Annotated in this window: 7 protein-coding genes; 3 read left to right on the top strand and 4 right to left on the bottom strand. The window is 72.9% G+C overall.

Features of this window, described 5'->3' with window-relative positions:
* Positions 1–20 precede the first annotated feature (20 nt).
* Positions 21–1,037 (top strand): asparaginase, encoded by a 1,017-nt coding sequence (locus tag ACTOWY_RS42570; protein ID WP_441315270.1) that lies wholly within the window; start codon positions 21–23, stop codon positions 1,035–1,037.
* 10 nt (positions 1,038–1,047) lie between these two features.
* Positions 1,048–1,677: a GntR family transcriptional regulator gene (locus ACTOWY_RS42565; RefSeq protein ID WP_441315269.1), complete on the top strand. Its 630-nt coding sequence runs from the start codon at positions 1,048–1,050 to the stop codon at positions 1,675–1,677.
* Positions 1,678–1,772: 95 nt separating this feature from the next.
* On the opposite strand, the gene ACTOWY_RS42560 is transcribed toward ACTOWY_RS42565, so the two are convergent.
* The 3 genes from ACTOWY_RS42560 to ACTOWY_RS42550 are packed head-to-tail and all read right to left on the bottom strand — an operon-like array spanning position 1,773 to position 4,610.
* A complete protein-coding gene (locus ACTOWY_RS42560) occupies positions 1,773–2,615 on the bottom strand; it encodes an alpha/beta fold hydrolase (RefSeq protein ID WP_441315268.1) in 843 nt (280 codons plus the stop codon).
* A gap of 47 nt (positions 2,616–2,662) precedes the next feature.
* Entirely contained in the window at positions 2,663–3,610 is a 948-nt protein-coding gene (locus tag ACTOWY_RS42555) for an NAD-dependent epimerase/dehydratase family protein (protein ID WP_441315267.1), read from the bottom strand.
* A 28-nt stretch (positions 3,611–3,638) separates the two neighbouring features.
* Positions 3,639–4,610, bottom strand: a complete 972-nt coding sequence (locus ACTOWY_RS42550; RefSeq protein WP_441315266.1) for an alpha/beta hydrolase — start codon at positions 4,608–4,610, stop codon at positions 3,639–3,641.
* 81 nt (positions 4,611–4,691) lie between these two features.
* Here ACTOWY_RS42550 and ACTOWY_RS42545 point away from each other — a divergent pair, with 81 nt between their 5' ends.
* Positions 4,692–5,129, top strand: coding sequence for a hypothetical protein (locus ACTOWY_RS42545; protein WP_441315265.1), 438 nt, complete (start codon positions 4,692–4,694; stop codon positions 5,127–5,129).
* A 503-nt stretch (positions 5,130–5,632) separates the two neighbouring features.
* On the opposite strand, the gene ACTOWY_RS42540 is transcribed toward ACTOWY_RS42545, so the two are convergent.
* A complete protein-coding gene (locus ACTOWY_RS42540) occupies positions 5,633–14,800 on the bottom strand; it encodes a type I polyketide synthase (RefSeq protein WP_441315264.1) in 9,168 nt (3,055 codons plus the stop codon).
* Between the last annotated feature and the right edge of the window lie 26 nt (positions 14,801–14,826).

The raw sequence follows: 14,826 nt of genomic DNA, 5'->3' as shown, positions 1-14,826 counted from the left end.
GACTTTATAAAGTGCACAGTATGCAAAGCAACCCTCAGCGCGATCGTCCCGTCGTCGCGGTCGCCGCGCTCGGCGGGACCATCGCGATGGCCCGGCCCGCCGCGGGTGGCGGGGTGGTCCCCCGGCTCAGCGCGGCGGACCTGCTCGGCGGGCTCGGCGCGGACCTGCCGATGGAGGTGCGTGCCGAGACCCTCGCCGGCCTGCCCGGCGCCTCGCTGGACTTCCCGACGCTGCTGCGCTGCCGGGCCTGGGGACTGCGACAGGTCGAGGACGGCGCGGCCGGACTGGTGATCGTGCAGGGCACCGACACGCTGGAGGAGACGGCCTACTTCTTCGAGGCGACCTGGCCGCGCGAGGCGCCGGTGGTGGTCACCGGCGCGATGCGGGACCCGGGCCAGGCCAGCTCGGACGGCCCGGCGAACCTGCTGGGCGCGCTGACCGTGGCCGCGGATCCGCGTGGCCGGGGGCGGGGCGCGCTGGTCGCCTTCAACGACGATGTGCATCAGGCGCGCTGGGTGCGCAAGGCCCACGCCAGCCACCTGGAGGCGTTCTCCTCCGCGCCCGCGGGTCCACTCGGGCTGCTCGCTGAGGGCGCGGTGCACTACTTCCACCCGGCCGCGGCCCGCCCACCGGCGCTGCCGGTACTGGAGGCGGACTTCGCCGGGCGGGTTCCGGTGCTGGAGGCCGGGCTCGCCGAGGACGGGGCGATGCTGGCCGCCCTGGTCGAGGCGGGCGCGCGGGGTGTGGTGGTGGCCGCGGGCGGGGTCGGGCACGTCTCCAGCGGGTGCGCCGAGGTGATCGAGCGGGTACTGCCGGAGATCCCGGTCGTGATCGCCTCCCGTACCGGCGCCGGCACCACCTTCCGTGCCACCTATGGCTTTCCCGGTTCGGAGTCGAGCCTGCTCGCGATGGGCGCGACGATGGCGGGCTGGCTGTGCCCGCGCAAGGCCAGGGTGCTGCTGCACATCCTGCTGGCCACCGGTGCGAGCCGGGCGGAGATCGAGCGCGAGTTCCGCCTGCGCGGCGACCTCGGCTAGATTCCCCGCGATGACCACCCGCCCCCGCACCAACTACGAATTCGCCCGGCAGCAACTGCGGGCGGACATCCTGGACGGCAGGCTCGCGCCGGGGGCCAAGCTCATCCAGACCGAACTGGCCGCCCGGCTGGAGCTGTCCACCACGCCGGTGCGCGAGGCGTTGCAGGATCTGGCCCGCGAGGGGCTCGTTCTGCTCGATCCGCATCGCGGCGCGTTCGTGCGGGAGCTGTCCCTGGCCGAGGTCCGCGAGATCTACGAGCTGCGGATCCTGCTGGAGCCGATGCTGCTGCGGCAGGCCGCGGGCGGGATCGGCGCCGACCTGCTGGTCCGGGCGGAGGAGCTGCGGCGGCGGATGGCCGAGGAGACCGACCTGTCCCGCTGGGCCGAGCTGAACCGGAAGTTCCACGCCACGCTGCTCTCCCCCGCCGACGGCAGCAGGCTGGCCGGGATCGTGGCAGGCCTGCGGGACAGCGCCACCCCGTTCGTCGCGCTGTCCCTGCGTGAACCGAGCCAGCGCGCGGACAGCAACGCCGAACACGCCGAGCTGCTCACCCTGCTGCGGGCCGGCGACCTCGAGGCCGCCGCCGAACTCACCCGCCGCCACCTCGCGGCCACCCTGCGCATCATCGAATCAAACTGACCCGGCGTACGACTTTGCCCAACCCGGCGTACGACTTTGGCCAACCGGGCGTACGACTTTGGCCAACTGGGCGGCCGCGGGTGGGTTGTCACTGACTAGAGGGCGAGCATCGCCGCGGCGACCTCGTCGGCGGCCGTGTCGGGGATCGCGATCGCGGCCTGGTCGAGCACCAGCAGCCGCGCACCGGGGATCTCGCGGGCGAGCGCCTCGCCGTTGCCCACCGGGAAGAACGGGTCGCGGCGACCGTGCACCACGAGCGTCGGCAAGGCGAGTTCCGGCAGGCGCTCGCGCCAGCGTGGCGTGCAGTCGAGCCTGGAAAAGACCATGCCGAGCTGGTTGGCCAGCTGGACCGCGGGCTCCGTGCCCGGCGTGCGGTCGAAGATCCGCTCGGCCCTGGCCCGTGCCGCGCCGGGATCGTCGCCGAGGATCTCGGCTCCGGCGGCGGCGAACCCGGCCACCGCCGCCCGGTCGGACCAGTCGGGCATCGGGAGCGCGAACCGTCGCCGCATCACCGCCTTGTCGTGGTCGGGCAGGTCCTCGTCGACCGGGCCCGGTGCGAGCGAGCGCGTCCCGGCGAGGGTCAGCGCCGAGAACGCGTCCGGGTGGTCGAGCGCGGCGACCTGGGCGACCATCCCGCCGACGCCGATGCCCGCCAGGTGCGCGGGCCGGTCGTCGAGCCCACGGGCGAGCGCGGCCGCGTCGGCGGCGAGGTCGCGCAGCGTGTAGGCCGGCGCCTCGGGGTCGAGGGTGGTCGACGCGCCGGAGTCGCGCAGGTCGTAGCGCACCACATGACGTCCGCCGCGGGCGAGCGACTCGCAGAGCGCGTCGGGCCAGGACAGCATGGTCGTGCCACCCGCGAGCAGCACCAGTGGCGCGGCCGCGTCGCCGAAGTGCTCGACCCCGAGCGTGACGCCTTCGGGTGTGCGGAACGAGTGCATCGTCGACCTCCAGGGCGGCTGCGGGAGCGCGGCCACGCTACCGCGCATCAGGCGAGGAGCCTGCGGTACCAGGAAAGGGTGGTGTCCAGGGCTTTCTCGATCGGGGTTGGGTGCAGGCCGAAGGTGTCGGCGATGGCCTGGCAGTCCACGATCTGCGGTTCCAGGTATTGGTAGAACAGCTCGGCGTACTCGCGCATGAGGGTGGCGTCGAAGGGGCCCCAGGCCTGATCTGTTGGTGCGGACAGGATTTCCAGCGTGAGCCGGTGGCCGAGGCGTTCGCCGATGAGGTGGTGCACCTCGCGGGTGGTGTGGGTGGATGTGGTGGGGACGTGCCAGGCGCGGCCCGGTGCGTCGGGGTGTTCGCCGAGGGTGGCCAGTGCGGCGGCGACGTCGCCGATGTAGCTGTAGGCGTGCGGCTGGTCGAGGTCACCGAAGGCGATGACCGGTTCTCCCTTCAGGGCGGGGATGAAGGTGGCGCCGCCGAGTGCGGAGTTGAGGACGCGGGGGCCGTAGAAGTCGGCGGCGCGGGCGATGGTCACCGTGGCCTCGCCGTTGGCGTGGGCGGCCAGGTAGCCCTCGGCGATCTCGGCGCGGAGCTTGCCCTTGCGCGAGGTGGCGCGGTGCGGGGTTTGCTCAGTCATCGGGGCGCCGCCGGTGGGGCCGTACATATAGAGCGTGTCGGTGACCACGAGACGGGCGCCGCTGCTGGCCGCGCCGGCCAGGAAACCGGCCTGGAAGCGGAAAAGCAGGTCGGCCCAGAGTTCGTAGGGGGCGTGCGCGCAGTGGTAGATGGTCGTGGCGCCGGCGCAGATCGAGCGCATGGCGTCGAGGTCGGTGACGTCGGCGGCGAGCAGTTCGACCCCGGGCGGGACCGGGGCGGAGCCGCTCCGGTTGACCGCGCGGACGTGGTGGCCCCGGGTGAGCAGTTCGTCGATCAGGGTCAGCCCGGCGGGGCCGGTGCCGAAGACGATGTGCGTTTCACGGTCGGCGTTCATGCCTGATGTCCTTTGCTGGTAAGGAAATTCAGTTGGCGCAGAGGGCGCCGGGCGCGGGCAGTCGCCGTTCGGTGAGGTAGGTGTCCATGGCCTCGCGGACGCAGTCGGAGAACAGGATCATCGAGTAGTCCTCGCCCTCGCGGGAGAGCACGACGCTGCCGGGCAGTCGCGCCGAGAGGCCGAAGCCCCACTGGTAGGCGGCCGAGGACTGGTGGGTGGACTGGACGATCAGGGCGGGCGGCAGGTCGCGCAACGGCGCGGTCACCGGCTGCTTGGTCCGCACCGGCCAGCCCTGGCAGCCTGCCAGGTGGCTCCAGCCCTGCACGGCGCCGCCGAGGTGCGGCGAGAGCTGTTTGGCCATCCGCGCCAGCTGGGCGAGTTCGGCATAGCCGGTGGCGGCGGGCGCGGTGTCCAGGCAGGCGCGGGTCAGTGCCTGGACCCGGTTGAGGGTCTTGTCCTGCACCACGGTGAAGGCGGTCCCGTCACCGTCGACGGCCTGCTTGATCGCCTTGGCGGTCTCCGGCCACTGCGGGAACTTGATGTTGAGGAAGTCCTGCATGGCCGAGCGGATGTCCTCGCCGGTCAGCGATCGCCGGGGGTCCTTGGTGGGAATCGGCCGCCGGTCGGCGTCGGCGACGAGCCGGTCGAACAGCCCCGCGACATCCTGTCCGGACAGCACGCACTGGGAGTCGGTGCGGCACCAGTCGGCGAATCGGTTGAACGACTGCTCGGCGGTGCTGATCTCGGCGGCCAGGCGGGCGACCGGGGACTGGCCGTCGTCCAGCACGCTGTCGGCGAACAGGGTGCGCAGCCGGCCGGGGAAGAGCTGGGCGTAGGTCTTGCCGAGCAGGGTGCTGTAGTGGATGCCGTACCAGTTGAGCTGTTTCTCGCCGAGCCCGATGCGCACCGCTTCCATGTCGCGGGCGGTGCTGGCGAGGTCCACGTTGGCCAGCAGCTGCTGGTTCTCGCAGGCCGCGGCCAGCGCGCGGTTGTTCGCCACCAGCGCGCGGTACTGCTGTTCGTCGGCGGGAAGTAGGTCACGCCGGGGGCGCGCTCCGGGCGGTTCGCGCAGGTCGTCGGGGTGCTGTGGCCGACGCCGCGCGGATCCACCGCGACCAGGTCGAACCGCTTGCCCACGGGCAACTGCGAGACGAACCCGAACCGGATCGCGTACCGCAGCTGCTCGATGCTTGACCCGCCGGCGCCGTTGTTGAGCAGCAGGCTGCCGATCCGCCGCGCAGGCTCGTCGGCCTTGCGCCGGATCAGCGACAGGGAGATCTCGCCCGTCCGGGGGCGGGACCAGTCGACGGGGACGCGGATGGTGCCGCAGTCCATGCCCTTGAAGTCCGGCTCGGCGCAGGGCTGCCAGGCAATCGGCGCCGGCTTCGGGCTCAGGGCGGAGGCCGGGGCTGACGCCGCGGCCGCGGTCGCGGCGGGCATGGGGGCGAGCACCGCGGTGGCGAGTGCGGCGGCCACCAACTTGACGGCGATCATGACGCGTCCTCTCGGTAGTGAGTGATGGACCACTCACTCTTTCGTTGAGGAGTAATTAACCACTCACACTTGGCGGTGTCAACCGGTGGTGGTGGCCGGAACCGGCTACTTGGGCGAGGGCAGGCGCGTTCGCTGCGGACGTTGCGTGGCAGGCGAAGATGGGTTGACTCGGCGGCGGTGCGGTGTTTGCCGAGCCGCGAGGGTGGGGCGGGCTTCGGCTGGATCGGCTGGGGCACAACAGAGTTTGGGCATCCGGGCGGGATCCACTCGGGTGCGGTCACCGAGCGGCGCCAATCCACTCGGGTGCGGTCACCGAGCGGCGCCAACCCGCCCGCTTCATCCTCGTGCCCGCCTGGGCAAGAAGCCGACCGCGACCGTCGGATCGCCGCCGTGGCAGCCCTTGGTCGACCGCACCGCTGATCGGCTACGAACCTCAGCGCGACCGGCCTGGCTGTGCGGCCACCTCGCCAGGGGCGGGCCGGATCGCGCTGGTTCGGGCAGTGCGATCCGGCCCGGGGCACCGGGGGCTCAGCCTGTTTGGGCCTGTGCCAGCAGACCCGCGAGGCGGTCCGTGAGGTGGGCCAGGGAGTGGTTGGACGCCGCTGCGGTGGTGAGGAGTTGGCGGAGGTGGTCGATGGCGGCCAGTACCGGGGCGTCGGGGTCTGGTTCGGGGATGGCGAGTTGGGTGAGTAGGTGGTCGGCCAGTTCCGCGGCTGAGGGGTGTTCGAAGGCGATCGCGGTGGGCAGGCGCAGGGTGGTAGCTGCGTTGAGGCGGTTGCGGAGTTCGACCGAGGTGAGGGAGTCCAGGCCCAGGTCGTCGAAGGGGCGGTCGGGGGTGATGTCGGTTGGGGTGTCGTGGCCGAGTACGGCGGCCAGGTGGGTGCGGACCAGGTCGGTGAGCAGGTTTTTGCGGTCGGGGGTGGGGAGGGGGAGCAGGCGTTCGGGCAGGGTGGCTTCGGATGGGGGCTGGGGGGTGGCGGTGCGGCGGTGCGGGGTGGGGGTGATCAGGCCGCGGTAGAGGGCGGGGAGGGCGGTTTGGGCTTGCAGGGCGGACCTGTCGAGGGGGGTGGTGATGACTACTGGTTCGGCCAGGGATTGGGCCGCGGTGAAGAGGATCAGGCCTGTTTCGGGGGTGATGGGGATCAGGCCGTTGCGGGTCATGCGGTCCAGGTCGGACTGGGTGAGATGGCTGGTCATGCCGGTGGCTTCGGACCACAGACCCCAGGCGAGGCTGGTGGCGACCCAGCCTTGGCGGTGGCGGTGCTGGGCCAGGGCGTCCAGGAAGGTGTTGGCGGCGGCGTAGTTGGCCTGGCCGGGGGTGCCGCTGATGCCGGCGATGGAGGAGAACAGCACGAATGAGGTGAGGTCCAGGTGCTGGGTCAGTTCGTGTAGGTGCCAGGCGGCGTTTGCCTTGGGGCGCAACACGTTGTCGAGTTGGGCCGGGGTCAGGGCGGTGACCACGCCGTCGTCCAGGACGCCCGCGGCGTGCACGATGTCGGTGAGTGGGTGGCTGGGTGGGATGGCGGCCAGCAGGGTGCTCAGGGCGTCGCGGTCGGACAGGTCGCAGGCGGTGATGGTGACCTTGGCGCCGAGGTCGCGGAGAGCGGTGGACAGATCGGTGGCGCCGGGGGCTTCGGGGCCGCTGCGGCTGGCCAGGAGCAGGTGGATGCCTGGGTGCTGGGTGGCCAGGTGGCGGGCTATCCGGGCGCCGAGCACGCCGGTGCCGCCGGTGATCAGGGCGGTGCCGTGGCTGGTGGGCGGGATGGTGAGCACGACCTTGCCGACGCCCTTGGCCTGGGCCAGGTGCCGGAAGGCTGCCTTGGCCCGGCGGATGTCCCAGGTGGTCAGCGGCGCCGGTTGCAGGACGCCCTTGTCGAAGAGGGCGAGCACCTCGGCGAGGATGTCGCGCAGGCGGTCCGGGTCGGCGCCGGGGAAGTCCGGTTCGGGGCGGGCCAGGGTGGTGAGGTCGAAGACCCGGTAGGTCACGCCGGGGTGGGCGGCTTCGACCTCGGCGGTCTCGCGGAGGTCGGTCTTGCCCATTTCCAGGAAGCGGCCGCCGGGGGTGAGCAGGGCCAGGGAGGCGTCGATGAACTCCGCGGCGAGGGAGTTGAGCACCACGTCGACGCCGGGGTGGAACCGGTCGCGGAACTCCAGGGTGCGGGAGCTGGCGATGTGGTCGGCGGGGACGCCGAGGGCACGCAGGGTGTCCCACTTGGCGGGGCTGGCGGTGGCGTAGACCTCGGCGCCGAGGTGGCGGGCCAGTTGCACCGCGGCGGTGCCGACTCCGCCGGCGGCGGCGTGGATCAGCACCGATTCGCCTGATTGCAGCTGGGCGAGGTCGACCAGGCCGTAGTAGGCGGTCAGGTAGACCAGCGGGACGGCGGCGGCCTGGGCGAAGGTCCAGCCGTCGGGGATGGGGGCCAGCAATCGGCGGTCGGCCACGGCTTCCGGGCCGAAGGCGCCGTCGAAGTAGCCCATGACCCGGTCGCCGGGGGCCAGGCCGGTTACCCCGGGGCCGGTTTCCAGGACCACGCCCGCGCCCTCGGCGCCCATGGTCACGTTCCGCTCCGGGACCATGCCGAGGGCGATGAGCACGTCCCGGAAGTTCAGGCCCGCGGCGCGCACCGCGAGCCGGACCTGGCCCGCGCCAAGGGGTTCGCGCGGTACTTCCACCAGTGCGAGGTCGTCGGGGGCGGTGTGTGCCACCGGGACCAGTCGCCAGTGCCCGGTGGCGGGCGGGGTGAGGGTGTCGGTGGCCGCGGGGGCCAGTCTGGGCACCTGGATCACGCCGTCGCGCAGGGCGAGTTGAGCTTCGGCGGTGGCCAGTGCGCCGGGCAGGGCGCGGGTCGAGGACTCCCGGCCGTCGGTGTCCAGCAGGACCAGGCGGTCCGGGTTCTCGGTCTGGGCGCTGCGGAGCAGGCCCCACACGGCCGCCACCGCTGGGCTCACCTGCTCGGCCTCGGTGGTGGGCACGGCCTTGCGGGTCAGCACCACCAGGCGGGAGGCGGCGAAGCGCTCCTCGCTGAGCCAGTGCCGCAGGGTGGTCAGCAGGTCGCGCAGCACGGTCGCGGTGTGCTCGACCGGGTTGGTGTCGCTGCCGGTGATGGGCAGCAGGACCGTTGCGGGGACGGGGTTCGCGGTGGCCAGTGCGGTGAGGTCCGGGTGGGTGGTGATCTTCCGGCGGAGGGTGGCCGGGGTGAGTGACTCGTCCTGGCCGAGGAGGGCCCAGGTCTCGGTGGTGCTGGTCAGGTCGGCGGCGGGGATGGCGGGCCAGTCCAGGCGGTACAGGCCCTCCGGGCGGGCCGGGCGCAGGCCGGTGGCGGTGATGGGGCGCAGCAGCAGCGAGTCCACGGTGGCGATCAGGCCGCCCGCGCTGTCGAGCACGGTGAGCGCGGCCGAGACCGAGTCGGTGGACCCGGTGTCCAGGCGCAGCAACACCCTGGCCGCCCTGGCGCCGGCCGCGTGCACGGTGACGCCGGACCAGGCGAAGGGCAGCACGGCAGGGTGGGTGCCCTCGGCCACGCCGAGCAGCAGCGGGTGCAGGGCGGCGTCCAGCAGCGCGGGGTCGAGCACGAACTCGCCGGTCAGGCCGCGTCGTGGCGGCAGCTCGACCTCGGCGAGCAGGTCCGTGCCCTGGCGGGACAACCGGCGCAGGCCGCGGAAGGCCGGACCGTAGGCGTAGCCCTGTTCGGTGAGCCGGGCGTAGAACTCGGTCAGGTCGATGTCCGGGCCGCTGCCGGTGGGCCAGTCGGGTGTGGTGACCGGCGCGGTGGTGGCCGAGAGCACCCCGGCGGCGTGCCGGGTCCAGGGCTGCTCGGTGTCCGGACGGGAGTGCACGCTCAGTGTGCGGCGGCCGGACTCGTCTGGTGGGCCGACCACGACCTGGACGTCGGCGCCGCCCTGTTCGGGCAGGATCAGCGGCTCCAGGAGGGTCAGTTCGTCCACCCGGGGGCTGCTGGTCCGCTCCCCCGCGCGCAGCGCCAGGTCCAGCAGCGCGGCCCCGGGCAGGATCACCGCGTCGAGGACCCGGTGGTCGGCCAGCCAGGGGTGGGTGTGCTGGGAGAGCCTGCCGGTGAGCAGGGTGTCGCCGCCGGTCGCGCTGTCCACGGTGGCGCCGAGCAGTGGGTGGTCGGCGGTGCTCAGCCCGGCGCCGGCGAGGTCGCCCGCACCGGATCTGGCGGTGAGCCAGTAGCTCTCGCGCTGGAAGGCGTAGCCGGGCAGTTCGGCCGGGCGGGCGCCGGTGCCGGCGAACACCGCGGTCCAGTCAACCGGGACGCCCTGGGTGAAGGCGGTGGCGAACGCGGTCAGCAGCTGGTCGAGGCCACCCTGATCGCGCCGCAGCGTGCCGGTGACCAGGGCGTCCGCGCCGACGTCCTCGACGGTTTCCTGGATGCCCACGGTGAGCACCGGATGCGGGCTCATCTCCAGGAACGCGTCGTACTGCTCGGCGAGCAGTGCCCTGGTGGCCTCCTCCAGCCGCACGGTCTGGCGCAGGTTCCGGTACCAGTACCCGGCGTCGGCCTCGTGGTCGCCGAGGTACTCCCCCGTCACCGTGGACAGCAGCGGCACCCGCATCCGACGCGGTTCGATCGGCGCGAGCAGGTCGGCCAGTTCGTCGCGGACCAGCTCGACGTGCGCGGAATGGGAGGCGTAGTCGACCGGGATCCGGCGGGCCTGCACACCGGCCACGGTCAGTTCGGCGAAGAGTTCGTCGAGTGCGGCGGCGTCGCCGGAGACCACGGTGGAGGACGGTCCGTTGACCGCGGCCACCGAGATCCGACCGTCCCAGGTGGACAGTCGCTGGTCAACGTCGTCGCGGGGCAAGGGGATGGAGACCATGCCACCCTTGCCCGCCAGTGCGAGCAGGGCCTTGCTGCGCAGGGCCACGATCCGGGCCGCGTCGGCGAGGGAGAGCGTGCCGGCCACGTGCGCGGCGGCGATCTCGCCCTGGGAGTGGCCCAGCACGGCGGCGGGTTCCACCCCGTGTGCCCGCCAGAGCGCGGCCAGGGACACCATCATCGCGAACAGCGCGGGCTGGACGACGTCCACCCGGTCCAGTTCGGGCGCGCCAGGCTCACCGCGGACCACGGCGTGCAGTGACCAGTCCAGGTGTGGGGCGAGTGCCTGTTCGCATTCGGCCATCGCGGTGGCGAACACCGGCGAGGAAGTCAGTAGTTCCCTGGCCATCCCGGCCCACTGGGATCCCTGGCCGGGGAAGACGAACACCACCTTGCGCCGCTTGGCAGCGGTGTCCGCGGTGACCAGGCCGGTGGCCGGGGCGCCGGTGGCGAGTGCGGCCAGGCCTTCGGTCAGCCGGGTGCGATCGCCGAGCAGGACCGCGCGGTGCTCGAACACCGCTCGGCCCGAGGCCAGCGACCAACCAATGTCCACAGTGGACAGATCGGTCACCGTGGCGTGCAGTCGTTCCGCCTGTGCCCGCAAGGCTTCCGGGCTGCGGGCAGACAGCACCCAAGGCAGCACCGCGGGTTCATCGTCGGTGACCGGGACTTCGGGTTCGGGGGTCTCCTCCAGCACGACGTGCGCGTTGGTGCCGCTGATCCCGAAGGAGGACACCCCGGCCCGCCGAGGGGCTTCCTGGCGCGGCCAGGGCTGGGCCTGCGTCAGCAGCCGGATGCCACCGCCGGACCAGTCCACCAGCGGGGTCGGCTCGGTGACGTGCAGGGTGCGCGGCAGCACCCCGGCCCGCATCGCCTGCACCATCTTGATCACACCGCCGATCCCGGCGGCGGCCTGGGCGTGGCCGATGTTGGACTTCAGCGAGCCCAGCCACAGCGGCCGGTCCCCTGGCCGGTCGCGGCCGTAGGTGGCCAGCAGCGCGTCCACCTCGATCGGATCGCCCACCTTGGTGCCGGTGCCGTGTGCCTCCACCACGTCGACGTCCACAGTGGACAGTCCGCCGTCGGCGAGGGCCCGGCGGATCACCGCCTGCTGGGCCGCGCCGCTGGGTGCGGTCAGGCCGTTGGAGGCGCCGTCCTGGTTCACCGCGGATCCCCGCACCACGGCCAGGATGCGGTGTCCGTTGCGGCGGGCCTCGGACAGCCGTTCCAGCAGCACCAGGCCCACGCCCTCGGCCCAGCCGGTGCCGTCCGCGGCCGCGTCGAAGGCCCGGCAGCGGCCGGTCGGGGACAGTCCGCGCAACCGGCTGAACTCCAGGAACGCCCCCGGTGAGGACATCACCGTGACGCCACCGGCCAGCGCGAGGGAGCACTCCCCCGAGCGCACCGAGCGCACCGCGTTGTGCAGGGCTACCAGGGAGGAGGAGCAGGCCGTGTCCACGGTCACCGCGGGTCCGGTGAAGCCGAACTGGTAGGCCACCCGGCCGGAGGCCACACTGCCCAGGTTCCCGGTGTAGAGCAGCCCTTCCAGGTTCTCCGGCATCCGGTCGTAGGCCGGCCCGTAGTCGTGGTACATCAGTCCGGCGAAGACCCCGGTGTCGCTGCCGCGCAACGATTCCGGGTCGATGCCCGCGTGTTCCACGGTCTCCCAGGCGGTTTCCAGCAGCAGCCGCTGCTGCGGGTCCATGGCCAGGGCCTCCCGGGGGGACAACCCGAAGAAGGCGGGGTCGAACTCGTCGGCCTGGTGCAGGAATCCGCCCTGGCGCACCGCGGATTTCCCGGCCTGGGCCGGATCGGCGTCGAAGAGGTCCGCGGGCCAGCCGCGGTTGTCCGGGAAGCCGGAGATCGCGTCCACCTCGTCGGCGACCAGTCGCCACAGTTCCGCGGGCGAACTCACCCCGCCGGGGAACCGGCAGGCCATGCCCACGATCGCCACCGGCTCGTCCACCTCGGCGGTGCGGGCCGGGGCGGCGCTCGCCGCGGTACCGGTCAGCGCGGCCAGCAGGTGCGCGGCGAGGTCGTGCGGGGTCGGGAAGTCATAGACCAGGCCGGTGGGCAGGCGCAGTCCGGTGGCCGCGGCCAGTGCCTCGCTCAGGCCCACCGACATCATCGAGTCGAAGCCCAGTTCGGTGAATGGCGCGCGCAGCTGGACCGGTGTGCCACCGGCCAGGCCCAGTGCCACCGCGACCTGCGCCGAGACCAGGCCGGTCACCGCCTGCTGACGCTCCACAGTGGACAGACCGGCGAGTCGTCCGGCGAACCCGGTCTCGACGGGGGTGGGCGCCGTCTCGGCGGTGTCCAGCCAGTGCCGGTCCCGCTGGAAGGCGTAGGTGGGCAGCTTGACCCGGTGGCCCGCGCCCGCGCTGAAGCTGTGCCAGTCCACCGCCGCGCCGCGGACGAAGACCTGCCCGAGCGCGGCCAGGAAGCTCTCCCGTTCCGGCTTTCCCTTGCGCAGCACGGCGGCCGTGACTCCGGACTCGGGCAGGCAGCGCGCGGCCATCGGGGCCAGCACGGCGTCCGGGCCCAGTTCCAGGAAGGTTCCCGCACCCGCGGCCCGCAGCGCGAGCACCGCGTCCAGGAAGCGGACCGGTTCGCGCACGTGCCGCACCCAGTACTCGGCGTCGGGGGCCACCGGCCGCCCGGTCACCGTGGAGATGATCGGCAGCCGTGGCGGGTAGTGGGTCAGTCCGGCGCAGACCGCGCGGAACTCGGCCAGCATCGGCTCCATCAGCGGCGAGTGGAAGGCGTGGCTGACCCGCAGCGGCCGGGCCCGGTGCCCGCGCGAGCGCAGTTGTTCGACCACCGCGGCCACCGCGGTCTCGGCGCCGGAGAGCACCACCGCGTTCGGGCCGTTGACCGCGGCGATGCCCAGCCGCTCCTCCTGTCCGGCCAGCAGTGGCAGGACCTCGGCCTCCGGGGCGAAGACCGCGACCATCGCGCCACCGGGCGGCAGCGCGCCCATGAGCCTGCCGCGCGCGGCCACCAGCGTGCAGGCATCGGGCAGCGACAGCACCCCGGCCACGTGCGCGGCGGCCAGCTCGCCAATGGAGTGCCCGGCCAGGTAGGCCGGTTCGAACCCGCGTGCGCGGGCCAGCCGGAACAGCGCGACCTCCAGCGCGAACACCGCGGGCTGGGCGAATTCGGCCCGGTCCAGTCCCTCGCCGGAGTTGATCACTTCGCGCAGCGGGCGGCCCAGCAGCGGGTCCAGCTCCGCGCACACCTGGTCGAAGGCCGCGGCGAACTCGGGGAATGCCTGGTACAGCTCGCTTCCCATGCCTGGCCGGTGCGCGCCCTGACCGGTGAACAGCACCGCGGGCACGCCCTCGGTGAACTGACCGCGCAGCACACCGGGCGCGGGCCTGCCCTCGGCCAGCTCGGCCAGGCCGGCGAGCAGCTCGTCCCGGTCCTCGCCCAGCACCACCGCGCGGTGCTCGAACAGGGTGCGGGCGCCGACCAGTGTCCGGCCGATCGCGGCCGGGTCCAGTTCCGGGTCGGCGAGCACGAACTCGCGCAGCCGCCCGGCCTGGGCGGCCAGCGCGGCCTCGGTCCGCCCGGACAGCACCCACGGTCCGCCCGGATCGCCTTGGCCCACCAGGGTTTCCGGTTGTGGCCAGTCGGTGACGACCAGGTGGCAGTTGGTGCCGCCCATGCCGAAGGAGCTGACCCCGGCCACCAGCGGCCGGTCCGGGGCCGGCCAGTCGCCGAAGTCCTGCCGCACGGCCAGGTTCAGCCGGTCCAGGTCGATGGCGGGGTTGGGTTCGCGGTAGTTCAGGCTGGCCGGGATGCCCCGGTGCCGCACGCTCAGCGCCACCTTGATCAGCCCGGCGATGCCTGCCGCGCCTTCGAGGTGGCCGATGTTGGTCTTGACCGAGCCGACCTGCAGCGGCGGCCCGGCCCGCTGGGCGCCGAGCACCGCGCCCAGCGCGGCCGCCTCCACCGGATCGCCCGCCTTGGTGCCGGTGCCGTGCAGCTCGACGTACTGGGCCGCACCGGGTTCCAGGCCGGTGTAGGCGTAGGCGGCGCGCAGCACCTCGCCCTGGGCCTGTTCGCTTGGCACGGTCAGGCCGTTGCCCGCGCCGTTGTTCACCGCGCTGCCGCGGATCACGCAGTAGATGTCGTCCCCGTCGGCGACCGCTCGTTCCAGTGGCTTCAGCAGCACCGCGCCGCCGCCCTCGCCGCGCACGTAACCGTTGGCCCTGGCGTCGAAGGTGTAGCAGCGGCCGTCCGGGGACAGTCCGCCCCAGGCGGCCGAGATGGCCGCGGTCTCGGCCAGCAGGGCCAGGTTCACCCCGCCCGCGATGGCCAGTTCGGACTCACCGTGCCGCAGGCTCTCGCAGGCCAGGTGCACCGCGACCAGCGAGGAGGACTGCCCGCTGTCCACCGCCATGCTCGGCCCGTGCACACCGAGGAAGTAGGACAGCCGGTTGGCCAGGATGCTGCGGTGGATGCCGGTGGTGGTGTGCTGCGCGGCTTCCGCGGCGTTGCGGTAGGACAGCTGGGCGTAGTCGTCCCAGATGGCGCCGACGAACACGCCGAGCTTGCTGCCCGCGATCGTGCCGGGCACGATCCCGGCGTCCTCCAGGGCTTCCCAGCCCAGTTCCAGCATCAGCCGCTGCTGCGGGTCCATCGCGGCGGCCTCGCGCGGGGAGATGCGGAAGAAGGCAGGGTCGAAGGTGTCGATCTCGTCCAGGAACGAGCCGAACTGGCCTTCGGCCCGCCACCGCCGGGCCGGCACCGCACCGATGGTGTGCTGCCCGGCGCGGAGCAGCCGCCAGAACTCACCCGGTGCCGCGGCCCCGGGGAAGCGACAGGAAATGCCGACGACGGCGATGCCATCCATATTGGTGTCTCCACAGTGGCGGGGGA

Origin of the sequence: Crossiella sp. CA198, assembly GCF_052078295.1 — a bacterium.
In the GTDB taxonomy this organism is placed as follows: domain Bacteria; phylum Actinomycetota; class Actinomycetes; order Mycobacteriales; family Pseudonocardiaceae; genus Crossiella.
The sequence above is the reverse complement of the archived record's forward strand: the minus strand, read 5'-3'. Positions and strand labels throughout refer to the sequence as shown.